Below are 23,042 nucleotides of genomic sequence, written 5' to 3' on the forward strand. Positions count from 1 at the left end.
TCATTGATCAGAACTTGAAGTAAATGAAGGGAATCTGCAGACCGAATTGCCCAAAGACCTGGATTGCGACCAGCACGATCGCCACGGGCACACCCGCCATCACATAAGGCATGCGTTCGACGAACCAATGCTGCACGCGTCGGTTCCAGTCGATGAGACACCAGATCGCACACGCGGCGAGCAGACCCCAGTAGTAATGCGTCGCGCCCGCAAGGCTCAGCACGCGCGGCGATGCGACCTGCTGCAAAATCAGCGCGGTCGCGGCGAAATCGTTCGCTCTGAACGGAATCCACGCAAGACACACGAGCACGAAAGTCAGGACCACGCACAAGGCCGTGGTGACCGGCTTGAGCGCGGCCGGCGCAACGAGGCGCCGCCCCAGCGTGCGGTCCCACAAGCGATGAATGCATAGCATGGCGCCGTGCGCAATGCCCCAGACCATGAAATTCCAGCTGGCGCCATGCCACAGTCCGCCGAGCGCCATCACGATCATCAGGTTCAAATAAACCCGTGATGCCGACGTGCGATTTCCGCCCAGCGGGATGTAGAGATAATCTCGCAGCCAGGTCGACAGCGAAATATGCCAGCGGCGCCAGAAGTCCGCGATGTTGATCGCGAGATACGGGCGCTCGAAATTCGACGGAAAGCGAAAGCCCAATAAGCCCGCACAGCCGCGCGCAATGTCCGTATAGCCGGAGAAATCGAAGTAGATCTGCATCGCGAAAGCAATGATGCCGATCGCCGGCGCCACGCCGCCATTCGTCGGATCGTTGAAATAAGCATCGGCGACGATCGCGAAGTAATCGGCAAAGATGATCTTTTTGGCCAGACCTTTGATGATCTGACAGAGTCCCCACTTCACGTCGACCGCCGTCAGACCGTGGTTGTTGCGCACCTGCGGGAAGAAGTTTTCCGGCCGGATGATCGGACCCGCGACGAGATGAGGAAAGAACGAGATGAACAACGCGAAGTCGATAAAGCTACGCACCGCGCGCACGTGCTTGCGATAGACGTCGCAACAATACGCAATGCCTTCGAACGTAAAGAAGCTGATGCCGACGGGCAGAATGATGTCGAGCGCCCACGGGTGACCTGAAAGACCGAGCAGCGCGGTCAGCGAATTCGCGAAGAAATCGAAATACTTGAAGAAGCCGAGGACGACGAGATTAAGCGCAACTGCGACGGTCACGAGCGCTTTCTTGCGGCGCTCCGGCGCGTCCTCGATCAGTATGCCGAGATAGTAGTTGGCGACCGTCGATGCAAGCAGCAGCACGCAAAGACGTGGGTCCCAGAACGAATAGAAGATAAAGCTCGCGACAACAATAATGAGGCGCTTCGCCTCCGGCCGAAGAAACGCCAGAATGACAACGACGATCGCAAAGAATATCCAGTATTCGAAGGTATTGAACAGCATGGTGCTATCGAGCCGCGGGGAGTTGTTGTGAGACGAGACGCGCGAGCGCAGGGCTCATGATATGGCGCCCCTTGTCGTTGACGTGCAGCGAGTCGAAGAAATAGCCCGGCTCTTCCAGTTGCTCGAGGGGCTTCGGATCAAGCAACGTGATGCGGCCTTCCTGCGCGAGCTGACGCAGGACGCCCTTGCCGGTATCCGCCGCAGACGCCGTGCCGTAGGCTTCATACGGTCCTCGGGGCGCCTGGAACACGAACACCGGCACGTCTGCATGCTGGTATTCATCCGCGATCGCACCGAACCATTTCTGGCGATAGCGGCCGAACTGGTCGGCCGAAATCAACCGGCTCTGCCCCAGCAGACCCTTCACGTATTCGTTCATCGCGTTGACCTTGAGCGGCGGCAAACCGGCCGACTTGAAGTCGAAGCTTGCAAGGTCGTTCTTGCCGAGCGCCGGAACAGCGCCTTGTTGCCCAGGATATTGAAGCGACCATTGATAGAAGTGCGCGTGCCACTCCTTCGCCTGGTCGACGCGCTTGACCTTGTGCGCCAGGAAATCCTGAATGTCCAGCCGTGCGGTGTTGAGCGGAAGCATCATCGCCGTGAACGCATGAACCCGCTCGTCGAAACCATGGAAGGTCTTGGCGACGGCCACTGAGTCCTTGAAAGTCGTCAGCGGCTGAAGATAGGTCAGATCGTCGATGCGCTCCGCCGGATCGTACGGTTGATGGCTGTCATCGAAATGGGACGCCATGAGCACGATTCCCGCAAACTTATTCTGCTTGGGATCGATCTTGCGTAGAAAGTAGTACCAGACGCGCGGCTCGGTGCCGGGCATTCCCGCCTGAATGAAATTGAGGTCGGGACGCTTGCTTTCCTCATTCGCGATGATCGCCGAGAAACCCTCGCTGACACGCGAATCACCGATAACAATGATATTGCGCTTGCCGGGAACGATTTGATGCTCGACCAGGCCCTCGGTCTGAACCACCATGCCCATGACCGAATCGGGCTTGACCCAATGATAATAATCGAGGGTTCGAAAAACGAGGATATTGATAAGGACCAGCAGGACTGCTGCGACAACGATCGGGATAGCAAGCCAGCCCAGAAAACGAAAGCCGGAAACTCCACCTGTCGCCGACGTTCCCTGCCGTGAGAAATCAACGGGAGTATCTACCATGAACCGCTGCCTGTAAGAATTACTTGATAACAAAGGCCGCTAGCGTAACACGCAAAGCTTTGTGCGCATTATTCGCGACGTATTTCGAGGGGAAGCTTGCATCGGACGACCTTCGGTCAATCGCCCGAATGCGGCGCGCCAATCTTCGACCGGCTGTCGCCCGCACGCTGAGTCCCGCATTCTACCGAGTCAGCGCCCGGCCGGACATTGCTGTCATCCCTATCGAATCATGTGACGAACGACAACAGCTTGCCGCCGGTCCGCGCAGACCTTGCTCGCCGGGTCGGCCGCAGCAATCGACGTGCTTCAAGGGACGCTTTGCCTGCTCACATCCTGTGTGCGTCAGTGCTCCACACAACGCGACGGCATCAATCTCGCGATAACGGTCGCGTTTGGGCAAAGCCCGTCACCCATCCGGTTTCCTACGGTCCCGGCGCGTGATCCATGAGGAAATCGCAAGGCGCATCGCCCGACGCGTTGCACGCGGCCTTCCGCACTGCGCCGCAACGGGTCAACTTGCGGCAGCCGGCGCCTTCAGACGTCCATACACATCCTCGAATCGAACGATGTCGTCTTCGCCCAGATATTCGCCGCATTGAACCTCGATCAAGATGAGATCGAGCACGCCGGGATTCGTCAGCCGATGCTTGCGGCCCGCCGGGATATAGGTCGACTCGTTCGGCTGCAACTGCACGGTCTGCTCGCCGCATACGACATCGGCGCATCCCTGCACCACGATCCAGTGTTCGCTTCGATGGTGATGCATCTGCAGCGATAGCGACGCGCCAGGCTTCACGACGATGCGCTTCATCTTGAAGCGCTCGCCCTCTTCCAGCACCGTATAGGTTCCCCACGGACGATGCACCGTCCGGTGCAGCGCGCAGCTTTCGTGCTTCACCCTCGAAAGTTGCGCGACGATCTCCTTCACCTCTTCCGTTCTGTCGCGATCCGCGACGAGCAGCGCGTCGGGCGTATCGACGATGATCAGATCGCGCAGGCCGATCGCACCGATCACGCGATCCTCGCCGCGAATGAAGCAATCCGCGACGTCGTGCAACGCGACCGTGCCTTCCACGCGGTTGCCGCTCGAGTCAGGCTGGCTCAACTCGCTGATGGCCTTCCAGGAACCGATGTCGCTCCAGCCGATCGAGCACGCGACGACCGAGACGTTGTGCGATCGCTCCATCACCGCGTAATCGATCGACGTGCTTTGCACGTCCTTGAACGCCGCCGCGTCCAGCTCGACGCTGAAGCTGCCGTTCGATTCGCTTGAGGAAGCGTGATCCACGGCGCGCGTCACCTGCGCGACGATGTCAGGTGCGTGAAGATCGAGTTCCGCGAGCATCGTGGCGGGCGCGAAGCAGAACATGCCGGCGTTCCACAGGTGCCGGCCGTCCGCGAGAAAACGCTCGGCTACTTCCGCAACCGGCTTTTCGACGAATTGCTTCACTGGCGCGATGCTCAACGAAGACTCCGCCCGCTCGTCGATCTCGATGTATCCGAAACCCGTTTCGGCGCGCGTCGGCTGAATGCCGAACACGACGATGCCGTCGTCCTTGGCCGTGCGCGCAGCCATGTCGACGGCCTGGGAAAATGCCGCGATGTCCTCGACCAGTTGGTCTGCCGGCATCACGAGCAGCACCGTGTCGTCACCGTAGCGCTCGCGCGCGATACGCGTCGCCGCCGCGATTGCGGCCGCTGTGTTCCGTGCAACTGGCTCCAGCACGAATCCGATCCGAACCCCGTCGACTTTCACTTCAGCGCAGTCGTCCTTGACCAGGAAATAGGTATCGCGATTCGTCACGATCATGACGTCCGCGACGTCCGGGAGCGACGCGGCACGCAAGTAGGCCTTCTGCAGCAGGCTTTGGCCATCCGCCAGCCGCATGAACGGCTTGGGGAACGCCTGCCGCGACACTGGCCATAGCCGCGTTCCCGAACCGCCACAGATGATGATCGGTACCAGCCTGGGCGTTTTCGCGCCGGAAATATCGAAAGACGTCATGGATTACCTCTGACCTGCGCGGTGCCCGCCACCTGCCGATGCAGCGGTCACCCTGTCAATGTGTCGTGCGGCATCTGCATGCCGCCTGCCGTAGGGGATGGCTCCGCTCATGCCGGCGAAGCTTCGTTGCGCGGCTCTACCAGTCGGCCCACGTCGATGTCCTGCTCCAGCCCGCGACGCATCGCTTCACGCGAGTAGTGCGCCGCCACGTAACGACGGCCTGCCGCCGACGCCCGCAACCACGCGTCGTCATCGGTCAGATAGGTGTAGAGCGCATCGACGATGTCGTGCTCGTCGTCCTTGACGGCAACGATCTCATCCAGACCCGGCAAACCCTGTGCGCCGACGGGCGTGGTCACGAGCGGCGTGCCGAAGTGCAGCGCCTCGACGACCTTGTTCTTCACGCCGGCGCCGAAACGCAGTGGAACGACGACGACGCGCGCCGATTCGTAAAGCGCTTCGAGCCGGGCGTCGGTCACGTAGCCCGTCACGGTGACGTCGGGACCGGCGAGCGCCTTGACTTCGTCGGTGGGATTCGACCCGACCAGACTCACATGCACGTCGGGCATCCGGCGCTTGAGCAACGGCAGGATGTCCATCACGAGCCAATTGGCGGCGTCGACGTTCGGCGGATGGCCAAAGCCCGCCACGAACAGCACCTGGCTGCGCCCGATCAGGCTCGCCGGCGCGCCCGGTTCGCCACGCGGCTCGAAGAAATAGCCCGGCAAGGATCGGGAGACGACTTCCGGCGCGAGCCGCCTGACCGTGTCGGCTTCGGTCGCCGAAAGGTAGTAGACCGCGTCCACGGAACGCCAGATCTTCATCTCCTGGGCCAGCTCTTCTTCCGAGCGGCGCTTGAGCGCCACGTCGCCGGTCACGTTGAACTCGCGCATCGAGCGTTCGAAGTGCAGATCATGGCCGTAGTAGAGCAGCTTCGCGTTCGGTGCGTACTGGCGCAGCGGCGCAATGACCGGCTCGCTCACATGCGGACGATTCAGCAACGCATAGTCGAACGACGCCCCGTTCTGCTTGATCCACTCGTCGAAGCCTGCGCGCGCCACTTCGTTGCCGTAATAAACCTCCACGCCGAGCGCCTGGAGCGGCTTGACGTAAGCGGCGTCATACCAGAGGTTCTGCGGCCAGAAATGCACGCTCAGACCCATGTCGATCAAGGTCCGGATGACGCAGAAGATCGACCTGGACCCCGCGTCGCGATCCGGCTGCGGCACGTAATGATCGACGATCAGGATCGACTTTTTCTTGCCGCTCCGGTCACGCGCCTGGCGAACATGGGTGCCGTTCTCGAAGTGTTCAGCGTCCAGTATCCGCGCATAGCGTTCGCGAATCTTCGCCTGATTCGTTACCTGATAGGCCTTGATGCCCGTGCCCGTGTCCGTGCCGTGCGAGATCCCTTCGTAGTGGATGATCATCGATTCCGGCTGGTAATACATCTTCTTGCCGGATTCGCGGACCTTGAAGGCGAGATCGACGTCTTCGCAGTAGGCCGGCACGAAATGCTCGTCGAAGCCGCCCAGCTGCTCGAAGAGCGCGCGCGGCAGCAGCAGCGACGCGCCGGAACAGTAGTCGACTTCCTTCAGATAGTTGTAGTCCGGCTTCGATGGATCATCGAGACGCCCGAAGTTCCAGCCTGACGCGTCTTTCCACAGAATCCCGCCCGCTTCCTGCAAGCGGCCGTCCGGATAGACGAGCTTCGAGCCGACCATGCCGCAGTCGGGACGCGTGTCGAATACGGCGAGCAGGGTGTCGAGCCAGCCCGGCGTCACTTCCGTGTCGTTGTTCAGGAAATAGACGTACTCGCCCTTGGCGAAACTGGCCGCGCGATTACACGAACGCACGAAGCCCAGATTCTGCGGATTTTCGATGAAGCGCAGCCCGGGCAACCCGCGCATGCGCAAGATTTCCTGATCGCCCGAGGCATCTTCCGCGACGATCACCTCGATCGACGCGTTCGGCATGTTTTCAGTGATCGACCGCACGCAGCCCAGCGTGTGAGCGAGGTTGCCGTAGGTCGGGATGATGACCGAGACCTTCGGTTCGGACACGGCGGGCAAACGCAGCGTGGAGAGCAAGGCTTCGAACTTGTCCGGCTCGATGGGCCCCTGCCCCAGCGTGTTTTCCATCGGCTCACCCTGACGCTTCCAGGCTTCGTAGAACACGACCCCTTCGAAGAGCGGACCCGCCACCTTGAACGCCAGATGCGCAAGCTGAGTCTTGTGCCGATGACTCAGCGGCAGCGACTGATAGGCCTTGCGGCCCCACTTGCGCGCGAACGGACGCAAGGGCTTCAGAAGCGGTCCGAACTCGCCGCGCGCGGCTCGCTTGACGACGCGGATCGGCCGGGTGATCTTCCACGAGGTTGATGAGTACATCTCGGTCAGTTTGGCTTGCAGCTCACCGGCCTGCGTGCGCAGCGTGTCGCGTTCCAGAGTCACGCGAGCATGCAGACGCTCAAGACGGTCGAACTCCTTGGCAGCCATATCGGCGAACTCTGCCTTGATGCGGGCGTTATCGGCTTGCGCCTCCAGCAGCTCCGCTATTCCGGCATCGAGACGCTGTTTGATCTGCGCGCGCTCGCTGGAAATGCGCTCCTCGCGCGCATGCGCCATGTGGAGATCACTTTCGAGCGACAGGGCCCAGTTCGTCCGGTCTTCGAACTCCCTCTGCAGACGACGGATCTCATTGTCGCGCGCGATGATTTCCTCGCTTTGGCGATTCGCCCATTCGATGATTTCGTAGCGCCGCGCGTACAAGTCGGTGCCCTCCTCGAAGAAATCCGAAGCCGAGACGACGGGCGCCCCTTTCTCGGGATCCGAGCTGCATACCGCAAACATCTCGGTCAATTTGGCTTGCAGTTCACCGGCCTGCGTGCGCAGCATGTCGCGTTCTAGAGTCACGCGGGCATGCAGATGCTCGAGACGGTCGAACTCCTCGGCCGCCATATCGGCGAACTCTGCCTTGATACGGGCGTTATGGGCTTGCGCCTCCAGCAGCTCCGCTATCCCGGCATCGAGACGTTGTTTGATCTGCGCGCGCTCACTGGAAATGTGGTCCTTGCGCGCATGCGCTACGTGGAGATCACTTTCGAGCGACAGTGCCCAGTTCGTCCGGTCTTCGAACTCCTTCTGCAGACGACGGATCTCATTGTCGCGCGCGCTGATTTCCTCGTTCTGGCGATTCGCCCATTCAATGATCTCGTAGCGCCGCGCGTACAGGTCGCTGCCTTCCTCGAAGAACACCGAAGCCGAGACGACGGGCGCCTCTTTCTCGGGATCCGTGCTGCACACCGCGAGGAAGTACATGATGGAGTCGAGTTCCGCCGTGCGCGGGTCGACGGCGTCCCCGTGCAACGTATGCGCGCTGTAGAACGTGCCCGGCTCGCGTTGCGGAATAATCACTGAACTCGTCGCGAGGCGCTGTCCGTGATACTTGACGCGTGGAAAGTGCCGCTTGAGCAGCGCGTCGAGTTCCTCGAAGTACAACTCCTTGACGTGGTATTCGTTCCGGTAGTCGCGGTCGTCCGAGTACACCTTCTTGTTCGGCGACGACAGAATCAGAAAGCCGCCGGGCTTCAGGACGCGGCGGATCTCCGAGATCATCTCTTCCTGCTCATGCAGGTGCTCGATCGTTTCGAACGACACGACCGCGTCGAACTTCGCGTCGGGAAGCGGCAACTGGCTCGCGCTGCCGGTCATGAACGACAGACTGGCGACGTCCTTGTAGACGGACTGTGCATGCGCGACGGCATCCGGCGCAATATCGACGCCCGTCACCGAACGCGCGCAACGCGAGAGAATCGACGAACCATATCCCTCGCCGCAGGCCACGTCGAGCACGTCCAGACCCGCGATGGCCTGGCTGGCCCACGCATACCGGTGCCAGTGTTCATAACGGATATCGCCTTCCTCGGTCGGCAGATATCGTTCGCCGGTAAATTCCATCATGCGACGGACCTCTCTTTTTCAACTTTGATTCGCAGCATTGGAATGCCGACCAGACCATGACGCATCGTGCTGTCGACGGCGCGAAACTGCAGGGCGTCATGGATCCAGTGTTGCTGCGTGTGTTCCTGCTGGGTCCCGGACGCGACAGCGGCGTCCACCGAATAGGCGCCCGCGGGCAGGATCGGCATGCGGAACTGGAATTGGGCGCGGAATTCGTCGGCGGCGGAGCCTTCGATCGCGTCTTCATACGTGAGATGGGTATTGTCGCCGAACAGCCGCTGACCCAGACGGTCCTTCAAGTAAAAGCCGAAGATGAGGTTCGTCAGCGGAACGCTAAGATTCACCCGGATCTCGAGCGTGACGAGCTCGCCGCCATGAAGGAGTTGCAATCCATGGCCATCCTCGTCGGTCAGCGACACCTCGACGATCGTCGCACCGCCCGCACCGAATGCATGGTGGTTCGCGTCGGCATCGAACTCGAAGACCTGAATCGAGTTCGCGCCCTTCAGCAGATCGATCCGCGGGTCCACGACATCGAGCGCCTTCATCTGCGCGCGCGCGCGCTCCTTCCTTGCTGTCGTGACCGCCACGCCCTGCGCCTTGCGATCCAGCACGTGCTGTTCGGCGAGGTAGGCCTCGACGACCTCCTTCGCGGGGCCATCGTCCCGGATCGAGCCGTGATCGAGCCATACGGCGCGAGAACACAGGCTCGTGACGGCGCTCACGTCGTGGCTCACGAACAGCAGGGTGCCGTTCTTCTGGAACTCTCTGAGAAAACGCATGCACTTCTGCGTGAAGCGGACATCGCCGACGGACAATGCTTCATCGACGACGAGCACGTCTGCATCGACGTGCGCCGCGATAGCAAACGCAAGCCGCACATACATGCCGCTCGAATACGTTTTGACCGGCTGCCCGATGAACTCGCCGATCTCGGCGAAGGCGATGATCGAGTCGTAGCGCTCCTTCAGTTGCTGTTCCGACAGGCCGTACAGCATGCCGCTCAGGAAGACGTTCTCCTCGCCGGTGAACTCGGGATTGAAGCCGGCGCCCAATTCGAGCAGCGCCGCAATGCGGCCGTTGCGCCTGACTTCGCCTTCGGACGGAAACAGCGTCCCGCAGACCAACTGCAGAAATGTGGACTTGCCTGAACCGTTCTGCCCGATGATCGCCACGGTTTCGCCGCGCGACACCGTCAGGTCGATGTTTCTCAGCGCCCAGAATTCACGAAAATACTCCTTCGGCTGGCGGCCGAACAATCGCGCCAGACGCGGCATGACCATTTGCTTCAGGCGATCCTGCGGCGCGTTATAGATTTCATAGCGCTTGCTGAGCCCTCTGACCTCCACGGCCGGCTGCGCCGGAGCGGGAACCGACACGTCGATGGGAGTTTCAATCACACGATCAGAGGACATCAGCGAACCCCTTGCGTGTTTTCTGGAACCACATCAGGCCGAGCGTCGCGATGACATAGGCGACCGCACAGTAGATCAGCCAGCCCTTCCAGTCGACCTGACCGCCCCAGATTGCCACGGTGCGAAACTCGTCGATGACGAAGGTGAGCGGATTGAGCATGATGACGGGCCGCAATGCCGCCGGCACGGACGTCATCGGATAGAAAACGGGCGCGAGGAACATGAGCAGCGACGACACGATTCCCATCACTTGCCCGAGGTCGCGCATGAAGACGCCGAACGATGCCAGAAACCACACGAGACCCGCGATCAGCACGAGGTAGGGCAACAGGATCAGCGGCACGAAGACGATGGTCCAGGGCACGTGGCCCTGCCACAGAAAGATGGCGACCAGCAGGATGACGCCTGCAACCAGCATGTGAAACAGCGCCGTGCCGACGGCGATCCATGGCAAGGTCTCGAGCGGGAACACCACCTTCTTCACATAGTTGGGGTTGCCGACCACCAGCAGCGGCGCGCGAGTGAGGCACTCGGAGATCAGGTTGTGCGCGAGCACGCCGACGAACATGACGACGGCAAACTCGACGGGATCGGTGGAATTCGCCCGCCATTTCGACTTGAACACATAGCCGAACACGAACGTATAGATGCCCAGCATGAGCAACGGGGTGATGAAGGACCAAAAGAGTCCGAGAAAGGACCCCTTGTACCGGCCCGCCACTTCACGCTTGACGAACTGAACGATCAAGCTCCAGTTTTCGGTCAGCGAATACAGGACCGCGAGCGGATGCCGCAGTCGGGTCGAAGTTGCCATAGGTGTTCCAGTATTCAATTCAGGCTGCTCCCGCCAACCAGCAGATCGTCCATCACGAGAGCGAGCGCTTCGCGCCAGTCCATGCGATGCAAACGGAAACGCTCGTCGAATCGCGAGTTGTCCAGCACCGAGAAGCCGGGACGCGCCGCCGGCGTCGGAAATTCACGCGACGTGATCGGTTCGACGCTCGTGGTCTTGATCGGCAGACGGCCCGCTTCACGCGCCGCGGAAATGATCGCGCTTGCGAAGCCGTGCCAGTCGGTCCGGCCGCTGGCCGTCATGTGGAACAGCCCCGAAGCAAACGCGCCGTCGGAGCGCTCACGCTGAGCCCGGGAGATGACCTGGGCGGTGAGGTCGGCGATCATGCGCGCGGACGTCGGCACGCCAATTTGATCGGCGACGACACGCAGCGTCTCCCGTTCGCATCCGAGTCGCAGCATGGTGCGCAAGAAGTTGCGGCCGCGCACACCGTAGACCCAGGTGGTGCGCAGCGTGAGCCAGTCGCCGCCGGCCGCTTCGATGGCCTGCTCGCCGGCCAGCTTCGTGCGGCCATAGGCGTTGAGCGGCGCAACCGGGTCATGTTCGCGATAGGGCTCGGCCGAGCGCCCGTCGAAGACGTAATCCGTGGAGTAATGCACGAGCAACGCCTTCAGCTTGCGCGCCGCGCCGGCGAGCTCGCCGGCCGCGTCGGCGTTGACCCGCTGGGCAAGCGCCTCCTCCTTTTCGGCATTGTCGACCGCGGTGTAAGCCGCTGCGTTCACGATGACATCGGGCTGAACCGATGCCACCAGGGGCGCAATGGTCTCGGGCCGGGACAGGTCCGCACCCTGACGGTCGAAGGCCACGACATCACCGAGAGGCGCCAGCGCGCGGTGCAGTTCCCATCCCACCTGCCCGTTGCGTCCAGTCAACAGAATTCTCACTCGAACACCTCGCAGTCCACCAGCAGACGGCCCGCGGCATCCTTTGCCGCGACTTGGGGCACACCCTCGACCGGCCAGTCGATGCCGAGCGCGGGATCATTCCACAGCAGGCTGCGCTCGTGCTCGGGGAACCAATAGTCCGTGGTCTTGTAGAGGAACTCGGCGCTTTCGGACGTCACGTAGAAACCATGTGCGAAACCGGGCGGCACCCAGAGTTGCCGCTTGTTGTCGGCGGACAGGCGCACGCCCACCCACTTGCCGAAGTTGGGCGAGCTTTTGCGGATGTCCACGGCGACATCGAACACCTCGCCCTCGACCACGCGCACGAGCTTGCCCTGCGCATGCTGGATTTGAAAATGCAGTCCGCGCAGCACGCCCTTCGCTGAACGGGAGTGATTGTCTTGCACGAAATCGACGCCCGCCTCGACGTGCTCCGCAAACTCGCGGGCGTTGAAGCTCTCATAGAAGAAGCCACGCGCGTCACCGAAGACTTTCGGCTCGATGATCTTGACTTCGGGCAGTGCGGTAGCGGTTACCTGGATGGCCATGCGACTTGGTCCTCAGGAAGATTGAGCAGGTATTGACCGTAGGCGTTCTTCGACAACGGTTGCGCGAGCGCGAGCAGTTGCTCGTCGTCGATCCAGCGCTTGCGATACGCGATTTCCTCGGGACACGCCACCACGAGACCCTGACGCTTCTGCAACGTAGCGATGAAGGTTGCCGCTTCGATCAGCGAATCGTGGGTGCCCGTGTCGAGCCACGCATAGCCGCGTCCCAGGATCTCGACGTCGAGCGCCTTCTTCGAGAGATAGCGCGAGTTGACATCGGTGATTTCGAGCTCGCCTCGTGCCGACGGCTTGATGTCCGCAGCGACGTCGCAGACCTGGTTATCGTAGAAGTACAACCCCGTGACCGCGTAGTTCGAACGCGGTTTCGCGGGCTTCTCTTCAATCGACAGCGCACGGAATTGCCGGTCGAATTCGACCACGCCATAGCGCTCGGGATCATGCACGTGATACGCGAACACCGTCGCGCCTTCGGTACGGGTGTTCGCGGCTTCGAGTTGTTTGGCGAGATCGTGCCCGTAGAAGATGTTGTCGCCGAGAATGAGCGCCGAAGGATCGTTGCCCACGAACTCCCGCCCGATGATGAATGCCTGCGCGAGCCCGTCCGGCGACGGCTGCACTGCGTACTGGATGTTCATGCCCCACTGGCTGCCGTCGCCGAGCATCGACTCGAAGCGTGGCGTGTCCTGCGGCGTCGAGATGACGAGGACGTCCCGGATGCCCGCGATCATCAGCGTGGACAGCGGGTAGTAGATCATCGGCTTATCGTAGACAGGCAGCAGCTGCTTCGACACCGCATGCGTGATCGGATAAAGCCGCGTGCCGGAACCGCCGGCGAGGATGATGCCCTTGCGCGCCATGATCAGCCCCTTACGCGCGCTGCGCGTAGTTTGTCTCGACCCATTTCCGGTATTCGCCGGAAGCCACTTCATCCGACCACGCCTGATTGTCCAGATACCACTGGACCGTCTTCGCCAGACCCGTCTCGAAGGTTTCCGAAGGCTCCCACCCGAGTTCGCGCTTGAGCTTGGACGCGTCGATCGCATAGCGGCGGTCGTGGCCAGGGCGGTCCTTCACATAGGTGATCTGGTCGCGATAGGAGCCGCTCGACTTCGGCTTTTGCTGGTCGAGCAGGTCGCACAGCGTATGCACGACATCGATATTCTTCTTTTCGTTCCAGCCACCGACGTTATAGGTTTCGCCAGGCACGCCGCGGGCCAGCACTTCCCGGATCGCGGAACAATGGTCGCCCACGTACAACCAGTCGCGTACGTTCTGGCCATCGCCGTAGACCGGAAGCGGCTTGCCGCCGAGCGCATTGGCGATCATCAGCGGAATCAGCTTTTCGGGAAATTGGTACGGACCGTAGTTGTTCGAGCAATTGGTCGTCAGAACCGGCAGACCGTAGGTGTGGTGATATGCGCGGACCAGGTGATCGGAACCGGCCTTGGTCGCGGAGTACGGGCTGTTTGGCGCGTAAGGCGTGGTTTCGGAGAATTGCGGATCGGTGGCGGAAAGCGAGCCGTACACCTCATCGGTCGACACGTGCAGGAAGCGAAACCCCTGCTTCCCGTCTTCGGGCAGCGTGCTCCAGTAAGTCCGCGCCGCTTCGAGCAACGTGAAGGTGCCGACGACGTTCGTCTGCACGAAATCAGCCGGGCCGTGGATCGAACGATCCACATGGCTCTCGGCGGCGAAATGCAGGATCGCGCGTGGCTTGTACTTCGTCAGCAGCGCGTCCATCGAGGCGCGGTCGCAGATATCCGCGCGCTCGAAGACATGGCGAGCATCGTCCTTGAGCGACTTGAGCGTTCCCAAATTGCCTGCGTACGTCAATTTGTCGACGTTAAGAATGGGTTCATCCGAACCTTTGAGCCAATCCAGAACAAAATTTGCGCCAATAAAACCGGCGCCGCCCGTCACGAAAATCATACCTGGCCCCTTCAGTGCTTCCGATCTGCATTTTGCGTAAGAGCGATGCCTGGCAAGCAGCGTCAGCTCGACTATGCGAAAAATGTGCAGTTGCGGCGGATCTTCAAGCTAACCGGAATCCATTACCGATTCGCTGAATTCGACCCTGTTTGATCAACCGTGCATTATAAGGCCACGCCCTTCGAAAACGACACGGCTAACAACTTGATACAGCTAGGGATTCATGGTTGCATCAGGTTGCATTGTGTAACCTTGCGGCCGTTCGCTTCTTCATACGAACAGACGCTCATCGCCCTCTGCTTCATAATCTCCGACCAGACAAATCATGACAGGCGCGCAGCCTGAAACCCGCTACTCAATGACCGAAGCCCTGACCTCCCGCACCGCCGCCGCGTTCGCTCCCCTCGTCTTCGGCGACCTGCAAGGCTGCTGCGAACCCTTCGAGCGCCTGCTCAAGAAAGCGGCCGTCGCCGACGACGTGCCGCTCTGGTTCGCGGGCGACCTGATCAATCGCGGGCCGCAGTCCTTGCAGACCTTGCGCGAGGTGATCGCGCTGGGCTCGCGCGCCACGGTCGTGCTGGGCAATCACGATCTGAACCTGCTGTCGGTCGCGGCCGGCCTGCGCAAGCCGAAGAAAGGCGACACGCTCGACGAGATCCTCGCCGCGCCCGATGCGGCCGAACTCATCGAGTGGGTGCGGCACAAGCCCGTCGCGCATTTCGCGGACGGCATGCTGATGGTGCATGCGGGCGTGCTGCCGCAATGGGACGCCGCGCTGACGATGACGCTCGCGCATGAACTCGAAGCCGCGTTGCGCGCGCCGGACTGGAAGGAGACGCTGGCGGGCCTGTACGGCAACGAACCGCATCGCTGGGACGACACGCTGACGGGTCTGGACCGCTTGCGCGTGATCTACAACGCGCTGACGCGCATCCGCTTCTGCACGGCCGAAGGCGCGATGGAGTTCGCCAACAACGGCGGCCCCGATGCCGCGCCGCCCGGCTATCTGCCGTGGTTCGACGTACCCGGACGCCGCACGCAGGACGTGACGGTGGTGTTCGGCCACTGGGCCGCGCTCGGCCTGATGATCCGCGACAACGTGCTGTGCCTGGACTCGGGCTGCGTGTGGGGCAACAAGCTGTCGGCGGTGCGGCTCACGGCCGATCCGGCGCAGCGCGTCGTCACGCAGGTGAGTTGTTCGATGAAGAAGTGACGACCGGCTCGACAAAACGCGGCTCAGTGACGACCGCCGGCGCGCCGCGCATCTGATCCAGCGCCGCGCTCACCGCAGCCTGGGCCTCGCTCGCGAGCAGTCGCCGGTCCGCGCCCGGCGCGAGCGGATTGCACACGTAGAGATGCGCGGTGAGCTCGCCCGCGCGCAACAGCGCATCGAGCGAATCGTTGAGCGACATGTCGCCGATATACGCGGGCGCGACCGATTGCCGGCCCTGCGCATCCTCGTACATCAGGCAGATCGGCTGCACCGGCACGGATGCCGACACGGCCGCCTGGAACAGATTGGCGTGAAACGGCAGCAGTGCGCGGCCATCGCTCGTGGTGCCTTCGGGAAACACGCACATCTTCTCGCCCGCCATCAGCCGTTGCGCGAGTTCGTGCATGATGCGCTTCGCGTCGCTGCGCTTCTCGCGCTGCACGAACACCGTGTCCAGCTGTTGCGCGAGCCAGCCGACCACCGGCCACTTGCGGATCTCCGCCTTCGACACGAACGGCGTCGGACGCCACGCGTTGATCACGTAGATGTCGATCCACGACACGTGATTGCCGACCACCAGCACGCCGGCATCGAGCCGCGCTTCGTCGTTATGTACGACGAGCTTCATGCCTGCGAGCCGCAGCATCTCGATCGACCAGAGGCGGTTCATCTCGCTGCGCTCACTCGCGGAAGCGCGCGGAAACCGCAGTGCCACGATCCCCAGGCCGATCAACAAGTGGGCGAGAAGCCTCAGTTTGCGCAGCGCCAGCCGCATGTTCAGCGGCTCTCGTAGGCGAGATGGCCGCCGACCACCGTCGCACGCACGCGCGCCGGCAGTTCGTAGCCCAGGAACGGCGTGTTGCGGCCCTGGCTCCGGAGCTTGCGCGGATCGACGCGCCAGTCGGCGTTGGCATCGAACACGCAGACATCGGCGAGCGCGCCCGTCACGATGCGTCCCGCCGGCAGCTTCAGCGCATCCGCCGGCGCCGACGTGATGCGCGAAAGCGCCTTGGCAAGCGGCACGTCCGCTTCGCGCGCCCACTTCACCGTCAGCGACAGCAGCAGTTCGAGGCCGGTCGCGCCCGGCGTCGCCTCGGCGAACGGCAACAGCTTCTCGTCGTCGTCGAGCGGCGTGTGATCGGAACAGATCGCGTCGATGGTGCCGTCGACCAGACCCGCGCGAATCGCCTCGCGGTCGCGTTGCGAGCGCAGCGGCGGATCCAGGCGGAACTGCGAATCGAAATAGCCGATATCCACATCAACCAGATGCACGTGATTGATGGTCACGTCGGCGGAGACGGCGAGCCCTTCGGCCTTCGCCGTGCGCACCAGCGCGACGCCCGCCGCCGACGACAGATGCGACAGATGCACGCGCGCGCCCGTCACGCGCACCAGTTCGAACAGCGTGTGCAGCGCGATAGTCTCCGCCGACACCGGCACGCCGGAAAGCCCGAGCCGCGACGCCACCGGGCCGCTCGCCGCAACGCCGCCTTTCGACATGTACGCATCCTGCGGACGCAGCCACACGGTGTAACCGTAGGTGGTCGCGTACTGCAGCGCGCGTTGCAGCGTGCGTGTATCGACGATCGGGTTATCCGCCTGCGAAAAGCCGATGCAGCCCGCCTCGGTCAGCTCGACCATCTCGGTGATGGTCTCGCCCTTCAGTCCCACCGTCAGCGCGCCGAGCGGATACACATGCGCCTGATGCAGCTTCTGCGCGCGGAACTTGAGCATCTCGACGAGACCGGGTTCGTCGAGCGTCGGGTCGGTGTCGGGCGGACACACGAGACTCGTCACGCCGCCCGCCATGGCCGCGGCCATTTCGGATTCGAGCGTCGCCTTGTGTTCGAAGCCCGGCTCGCGCAGCCGCGCCGACAAATCGACGAAGCCCGGCGCCACGTGGAGCCCATTGGCGTCGATCACCTTCGCGGCGCTGAAGTCGGCGGGCGCAGCGCCCACGCCGACGATCCTGCCCGCCGCAATGAACACGTCCTGGCGTGTTTCGGTGCCCGCGGCCGGATCGATGATCGTGCCGCCCTGAATCTGGATCTTCATGTCGCGTTCTTAGTCACTGTTGCCGGCCACGATGCCCATGACCGCCATGCGCACGGCGATACCGAAGGTCACCTGGTTGAGGATCACCGACTGCGGGCCATCGGCCACCTGCGAGTCGATCTCGACGCCGCGGTTCATCGGTCCCGGATGCATCACGATGGCATCGGGCGCGGCGAGCGCGAGACGCTCGGGCGTGAGACCCCAGCTCTTGAAGTATTCCTGCGCCGAAGGCAGCAGCGCGCCGCTCATGCGCTCGTTCTGCAGGCGCAGCATGATGATGACGTCGACGCCCTTCAGGCCTTCATCGAGATTGTGATAGACGTGTACGCCCATCTGCTCGAGGTTGCCGGGCAACAGCGTGCGCGGACCGATGGCGCGCACTTCGGGCACGCCGAGCGTGGTCAGCGCATGAATGTCCGAACGCGCGACACGCGAATGCAAAATGTCGCCGACGATCGCCACACGCAGCTTCGTGAAGTCGCGCTTGTAGTGGCGGATCGTGTACATGTCGAGCAGACCCTGAGTCGGGTGCGCGTGACGGCCGTCGCCTGCGTTGATGACGTGCACGTGCGGCGCGCAATGCTCCGCGATCAGATACGGCGCGCCGCTCGATGCGTGACGCACGACGAACATGTCGGCATGCATCGCCGAGAGATTGTTGATCGTGTCGAGCAACGATTCGCCCTTGCTCGTCGACGACGCGTTGATGTTGAGATTCAGCACGTCCGCCGACAAGCGCTTGGCCGCGATCTCGAAGGTCGTGCGCGTGCGCGTCGAGTTCTCGAAGAACAGGTTGAAGACCGACTTGCCGCGCAACAGCGGCACCTTCTTCACTTCGCGGTCGGTCACGCTCACGAACTGCTCGGCGGTGTCGAGGATGTGCGTGACGATCGAACGCGGCAAGCCCTCGATGGTCAGCAGATGCTTGAGTTCGCCGTTCTTCGTGAGCTGCGGATTGCCCTTGAGGAAGCCGTAGCGGAAGGTGTCGGCCGGGGGATTCGCCGCGCTATGCGCGCCCTGGGTTGCCGTAGTCATGATGATCCCGGGTGTTTCTCTGGAGAAAGCTCGAAGCCGCGCGTCACTGCGCGCGCGGTTCCGTCGTGAAAGTGAACGCGTTGGATTCGTTGCGCGCCAGCACGAGCGTGTCTCCCGCCGGCACGTCGACCATGCCGCCGGTGAAGCGTGCCGCGATCGGCATCTCGCGTCCGCCGCGATCCGCGAGCACGGCGAGGTCGATCGACGCGGGCCGGCCATAGTCGTACAACTCGTTGATCGCCGCGCGCACGGTGCGGCCGGTGGACAGCACGTCGTCGATCAGGATGATCCGGCGGCCGTTCACGTCGAACGGCAGTTCGGTGGGGCGCGCCTGGCTGTGCAGGCCCTTCTTCGCGTAGTCGTCGCGATGCAGCGCCACGTTCACCACGCCGATATGCGGCGCCTTCAGATCCTGCGCGAGCCGCTCGGCCAGCCACACGCCGCCGCTGTAGATGCCGGCGAGCACGGCGCCGTCGGGCGCATCGAGCGAGGGACCGACAGCGCTGCGAATCTGCTCGACGAGCGCGCGGTACAGCGCCTCGGCGTCAATGGAACTCATGATCGTCGGCTAGTTCGTCAAGATATTGTTGAAGGATGACGCGGGCGGCTTCGGCATCGATCTCGTCGAAGCGGCCGCGCGCGTTGGTGCGCACGCCGCGTTCACGAAGGTCGGCCTTGGCATCGACGGAGGAATAGCGTTCGTCCACCCATTGCACGGGCACGTTGAAACGCCCGTTCACCTGATTGCCGAAGCGCTTGGCCAGCCCGCTCATCTTGTGCGGCGTGCCGTCGGGATGCGTGGGCATGCCGACCACCACGGCGTTCGGCTTCCATTCGTTCAGCAGCTTGCCGATTTCGAGGAAGCGATAGTCCTGGTTGCGGTTTTCCAGCGTGAGAAGTGCGCGCGCTTGACGAGTGAGCGTATTGCCGACGGCAACACCGATCCGTTTTTCGCCGTAGTCGAATGCCAGCAGCGTGGCTTCGCGGCTCATGCGTGCCCTGCTTCGCCGGACAACATGGAACGCGAGACGCCGAGCAGCGAGAGCGCGGCTTCCAGACGGTCTTCGGCAGGGACGTCGAAGATGATGCGCGGATCGGCTTCCACGGTGAGCCAGCCGTTCTTCGAGATCTCTTCCTCGAGCTGGCCCGCGCCCCAGCCTGCATGACCCAAGGTAAGCAGGAAGCGTTCGGGGCCGGTGCCGCTTGCGACGGCTTCGAGCACGTCCTTCGACGTGGTCATGGCCAGGCCGCCGGGCACGCTCATCGATGAACTGTAGGGCTCGCCTTCGCCGGCTTCGTGCAGCACGAAGCCGCGCTCGGTCTGCACGGGACCGCCGAAGTACACAGGCAAATGAACCAGCGGTTCGATTTCGAGCTTAAGATCGATGCGGTTGAAGAGGGACTGCAGATCGATGTCGGTCGGCCGGTTGATGACGAGACCCAGCGCGCCCTTCTCGGTGTGATCGCACAGATAGACCACGGTTCCTGAGAACGTCGGATCGGCCATGCTCGGCATGGCGATCAGGAACTGATTCGTCAAATTGATGCGATCGGAAGTCTTGGACATAATTCAGGATTTTAACAAAGGCGCTGCGAGATGGCCGACTTCGATGTGGGATTGGTCTGGTTTCGGCGGGACCTGCGCGCGGCAGACAATGCTGCACTCTATCACGCGCTTACACGCTGCCGCCGCGTGCTGTGTGCGTTCGTTTTCGATCGCGAAATCCTCGCGCCGCTGGCTAAACAGGACCGCCGCGTGCCGTTCAATCATGCCAGTTGCGTCGAGCTCAATCGCACTTTGCACGATGCGGGCGGCGCCCTGATCGTGCGGCACGGCGCGCCGCTGCACGAGATTCCCGCGCTGGCGCGCGCGTGCGGCGTGAATGCGGTGTTCGCCAACCGCGACTACGAGCCGTCCGCGAAGGCGCGCGACGAAGCCGTGGCGAAGCGGCTCGCCAGCGACGACATCGCGTTCTTCACCTTCAAGGATCAGGCCGTTTTCGATCACGACGACGTGCTGACCGGCGCGAACAAGCCCTACACCGTGTTTACGCCGTACAAGCGCAAGTGGCTCGCGACGCTGACGCCCGATGCGCTGAAACCGTATGCGTCGGAGGACCATCTGCAGGCGCTGGCGAAGCCGCCTGCGGACGTCAAGCACGCGATGCCCTCGCTCGGGCAACTCGGCTTCGCGGAGGCCGGCGGCCCGGCGTTTCCCGCCGGCTCGAGCGGCGCGTATGAACTCTTCGACGACTTCCGCGAGCGCATGACCGATTACGGCCGCACGCGCGACTTTCCCGCGCAAAAGGGCCCGAGCTATCTCGGCGTGCATTTGCGGCACGGCACCGTGTCCGCTCGCGCGCTCACCCGCAGCGCGCACGATGCGCAGCGGCACGGCGACAAGGGCGCCGAAACCTGGCTCGGCGAGCTGATCTGGCGGGAGTTCTACTTCTCCGTGCTGCACCATTTCCCGCATGTCGGCGTGCCGGGGGATCATCGTGCGTTCAAGCCGGAATACGACCGGATCCAATGGGAAACCGGCGACGCCGCCGAGGCCGACTTCACCGCGTGGTGCGCTGGCCAGACGGGCTATCCGCTCGTCGATGCGGCCATGCGGCAGATCAACACATCGGGCTATATGCACAACCGTCTGCGCATGGTGGTGGCGAGCTTCCTGACCAAGGATCTCGGCATCGACTGGCGGCGCGGCGAAGCGTATTTCGAAGCGCTGCTGAACGACTTCGAGCTGTCGAACAACAACGGCGGATGGCAGTGGGCCGCGTCGAGCGGTTGCGATGCGCAGCCGTATTTCCGCATCTTCAATCCGGTCACGCAGTCACAGAAATTCGATGCAGCGGGCAAGTTCATCCGCCATTACGTGCCGGAGATCGCCGGGCTGTCGGATCGCGACATCCACGCGCCGTGGCGTGCGAAACCGGACGCGCTGAAGGCCGCGAAGATCGCGCTTGGCGCGGATTATCCGCAGCCCGTGGTGGATCACGATGCAGCGCGCAAACGCACCCTCGCGCGCTATGACGTGGTGCGCGGGCCGGGCAAGCGGCCCGCCGAGCCCCGTTCCAGCGACGACGATTAACGCGTAACGGGCATCGGCTTCTCGATCATCGCGGTGAGCGCGACGATCGAGCCGCGCCCCTCCGACGGCGCAATGCCCGCCGCCGCCTGATGCAGCATCGAGCGCAGCATGTGTGCGGCGCGTTCGGGCACGGTGGCGTCGAGACCGCGAGTCGCGGCTTCGGGTGCGGTGGATGCCGCTCCGCGGGCCTCGCCGTGATACGCGACGCGCCGCCACGCGAGCCCGAGCGTATCGGCGAGCAGCGCGACGTGGCCCAGCCCCAGCGCGCACGCCGCCGCGCCCAGCCGGTGCGAAGCATTCGCCGCCGCAAGCGCCGCCGCCTCATCCACCGTACCGGTCTCGCTCGCCTGCGCGCCCCGCTCGACCAGCGCCTCGATCGCCGTCTCCGCGCTCTGCAGGAAATCTTCGTAGGCGGTTGCGTTCACACGCAGCACACCGAGATCGCGCGTGGCGGCGTCGCGGGCAAGTTCGCCGGCCTGCGCCGCGCCCTCTTCCCACGCCGCCTCCGACGCCGGCGTGGCCGCCACGTGCCACGCGACCGTCAGCCCGTAGTCGCGCAGCACATCGACATGCTCCGCCTCCTCCGGCGCCGCGCCGTACAGCGCGAAATCACGCCACAGCAGGGCGAGGGTCGCGCGCACCAGCGAGCGCGGAGCGTAGGTCAGCGCGTGCGCCTGATCGGCCAGCACGAGGTTGAAGCGCGCGTAGAGACGTCTCGCGTCGGCGTCGTGGGCATTTTGTCGGGCGCTATCGTCAGGTTTGGCACGCTTGGCCCGCGCGCGCAACGACATGACGCACGACGACGCCAGGCGCCAGAAATCGTAAGGATCGGGGCCACGCAGATCGGCCAGGCAAGCATCCAGGCGAGCGTAGGCAGCGGCGGATTCGTCGGCCGGTCCGCGCAACAGCCTGAGCAGCGCTTCCTCGTAATGCGCCCGCACGCGCGCGAGCCGCTCAAGCGCGAAGCCGCGCAGCGTCGCCGGAGCAATCGCGCGGCCGGCGAGCGCCAGGTCGTCGTACGAAACGGGCGCCACCCGCGTATGCGCGGCGAGCAGCGCATGCAGCCCGCGATAGTGATCGAAGAGCGCCGTCGAGCAGGCCAGTTCGCGCAAATTGTGACGTTCCACCGCGGCGCCAAAGACGGCGATCGCATCCGCGATGCGCGCACGATTGCCGTCGGATTCATCGCCGAGCGGCGCGACCAGCGCGAGCGCTTCCGCGAAACGCTGCGCCGGCAGCCAGCCGGCCGAATGCAGTGCGGCGATCGCCCGTTTCAGCGCCGCGCCGGTTTCGCCCTGGCGCTGGAACGCGTGCTGGGCATCGGTGAGGGCCATCTCGGCGAGCCGCACCGATCCGCCGCGCGGATTGGGCAAGGCTTCGAACGGAACGTGCAGATCGGGACGTGATGTCATGTCGGGCGCTCACAAGCCGTTG

19 protein-coding genes are annotated in these 23,042 nt (G+C 63.2%); 2 read left to right on the plus strand and 17 right to left on the minus strand.

The features are described from left to right. Positions 1-7 precede the first annotated feature (7 nt). The 10 genes from QCE63_RS12115 to rfbB all read right to left on the minus strand — a co-directional run bounded on the left by QCE63_RS12115 (position 8) and on the right by rfbB (position 14,211). Entirely contained in the window at positions 8-1,414 is a 1,407-nt protein-coding gene (locus tag QCE63_RS12115) for an MBOAT family protein (RefSeq protein ID WP_309833100.1), read from the minus strand. A 4-nt stretch (positions 1,415-1,418) separates the two neighbouring features. After that, a complete protein-coding gene (locus QCE63_RS12120; protein WP_309833101.1) occupies positions 1,419-2,594 on the minus strand; it encodes a hypothetical protein in 1,176 nt (391 codons plus the stop codon). Between the two features lie 511 nt (positions 2,595-3,105). Continuing rightward, positions 3,106-4,599 (minus strand): mannose-1-phosphate guanylyltransferase/mannose-6-phosphate isomerase, encoded by a 1,494-nt coding sequence (locus tag QCE63_RS12125; protein ID WP_309833102.1) that lies wholly within the window; start codon positions 4,597-4,599, stop codon positions 3,106-3,108. Positions 4,600-4,706: 107 nt separating this feature from the next. Then, complete coding sequence (locus QCE63_RS12130; RefSeq protein WP_309833103.1) at positions 4,707-8,561, minus strand: methyltransferase domain-containing protein; 3,855 nt, start codon at positions 8,559-8,561, stop codon at positions 4,707-4,709. Then, positions 8,558-9,976 (minus strand): ABC transporter ATP-binding protein, encoded by a 1,419-nt coding sequence (locus QCE63_RS12135; RefSeq protein WP_309833104.1) that lies wholly within the window; start codon positions 9,974-9,976, stop codon positions 8,558-8,560. Before QCE63_RS12135 ends, QCE63_RS12130 begins: the two co-directional genes overlap by 4 nt. Further along, the gene (locus QCE63_RS12140) at positions 9,966-10,790 is read right to left on the minus strand and encodes an ABC transporter permease (RefSeq protein ID WP_309833105.1); all 825 of its coding nucleotides are present in this window, start codon (positions 10,788-10,790) and stop codon (positions 9,966-9,968) included. The genes QCE63_RS12135 and QCE63_RS12140 overlap by 11 nt, the downstream gene beginning before the upstream one ends. A gap of 14 nt (positions 10,791-10,804) precedes the next feature. Next, positions 10,805-11,713, minus strand: coding sequence for a dTDP-4-dehydrorhamnose reductase (gene rfbD, locus QCE63_RS12145; protein WP_309833106.1), 909 nt, complete (start codon positions 11,711-11,713; stop codon positions 10,805-10,807). Then, positions 11,710-12,261, minus strand: a complete 552-nt coding sequence (gene rfbC / locus QCE63_RS12150; protein ID WP_309833107.1) for a dTDP-4-dehydrorhamnose 3,5-epimerase — start codon at positions 12,259-12,261, stop codon at positions 11,710-11,712. Before rfbC ends, rfbD begins: the two co-directional genes overlap by 4 nt. Then, entirely contained in the window at positions 12,246-13,139 is an 894-nt protein-coding gene (gene rfbA, locus QCE63_RS12155; RefSeq protein ID WP_309833108.1) for a glucose-1-phosphate thymidylyltransferase RfbA, read from the minus strand. Before rfbA ends, rfbC begins: the two co-directional genes overlap by 16 nt. 10 nt (positions 13,140-13,149) lie before the next feature. Continuing rightward, entirely contained in the window at positions 13,150-14,211 is a 1,062-nt protein-coding gene (gene rfbB / locus QCE63_RS12160; RefSeq protein WP_309833109.1) for a dTDP-glucose 4,6-dehydratase, read from the minus strand. A 358-nt stretch (positions 14,212-14,569) separates the two neighbouring features. On the opposite strand from rfbB, the gene QCE63_RS12165 reads away from it, so the two are divergent. After that, positions 14,570-15,424, plus strand: a complete 855-nt coding sequence (locus tag QCE63_RS12165) for a symmetrical bis(5'-nucleosyl)-tetraphosphatase (protein ID WP_309833111.1) — start codon at positions 14,570-14,572, stop codon at positions 15,422-15,424. Here QCE63_RS12165 and QCE63_RS12170 read toward each other — a convergent pair. From QCE63_RS12170 to QCE63_RS12195, 6 genes are read right to left on the minus strand one after another with little or no spacing between them, the layout of a single operon-like run. Next, a complete protein-coding gene (locus QCE63_RS12170; RefSeq protein ID WP_309833113.1) occupies positions 15,393-16,199 on the minus strand; it encodes a lysophospholipid acyltransferase family protein in 807 nt (268 codons plus the stop codon). The genes QCE63_RS12165 and QCE63_RS12170 overlap by 32 nt on opposite strands. Positions 16,200-16,201: 2 nt before the next feature. Further along, the gene (locus QCE63_RS12175; protein WP_309833114.1) at positions 16,202-17,479 is read right to left on the minus strand and encodes a dihydroorotase; all 1,278 of its coding nucleotides are present in this window, start codon (positions 17,477-17,479) and stop codon (positions 16,202-16,204) included. Positions 17,480-17,488: 9 nt separating this feature from the next. Then, positions 17,489-18,514, minus strand: a complete 1,026-nt coding sequence (locus QCE63_RS12180) for an aspartate carbamoyltransferase catalytic subunit (RefSeq protein WP_309833116.1) — start codon at positions 18,512-18,514, stop codon at positions 17,489-17,491. A 43-nt stretch (positions 18,515-18,557) separates the two neighbouring features. Continuing rightward, complete coding sequence (gene pyrR / locus QCE63_RS12185; protein WP_309833117.1) at positions 18,558-19,073, minus strand: bifunctional pyr operon transcriptional regulator/uracil phosphoribosyltransferase PyrR; 516 nt, start codon at positions 19,071-19,073, stop codon at positions 18,558-18,560. After that, entirely contained in the window at positions 19,060-19,506 is a 447-nt protein-coding gene (gene ruvX / locus QCE63_RS12190; RefSeq protein ID WP_309833120.1) for a Holliday junction resolvase RuvX, read from the minus strand. Before ruvX ends, pyrR begins: the two co-directional genes overlap by 14 nt. Beyond that, positions 19,503-20,081 carry a YqgE/AlgH family protein gene (locus QCE63_RS12195; protein WP_309833122.1) on the minus strand — a complete coding sequence of 193 codons (579 nt, stop codon included), beginning with the start codon at positions 20,079-20,081 and terminating at the stop codon, positions 19,503-19,505. The genes ruvX and QCE63_RS12195 overlap by 4 nt, the downstream gene beginning before the upstream one ends. 30 nt (positions 20,082-20,111) lie before the next feature. Between QCE63_RS12195 and QCE63_RS12200 the strand changes: the two genes are divergently transcribed. Then, a complete protein-coding gene (locus QCE63_RS12200; protein WP_309833123.1) occupies positions 20,112-21,608 on the plus strand; it encodes a deoxyribodipyrimidine photo-lyase in 1,497 nt (498 codons plus the stop codon). Here QCE63_RS12200 and QCE63_RS12205 read toward each other — a convergent pair. Then, complete coding sequence (locus QCE63_RS12205) at positions 21,605-23,020, minus strand: hypothetical protein (protein ID WP_309833125.1); 1,416 nt, start codon at positions 23,018-23,020, stop codon at positions 21,605-21,607. The two genes, QCE63_RS12200 and QCE63_RS12205, sit on opposite strands and share 4 nt — an antisense overlap. Positions 23,021-23,042: the final 22 nt, after the last annotated feature.

The sequence above is a fragment of the Caballeronia sp. LZ065 genome, assembly GCF_031450975.1.
GTDB lineage: Bacteria > Pseudomonadota > Gammaproteobacteria > Burkholderiales > Burkholderiaceae > Caballeronia.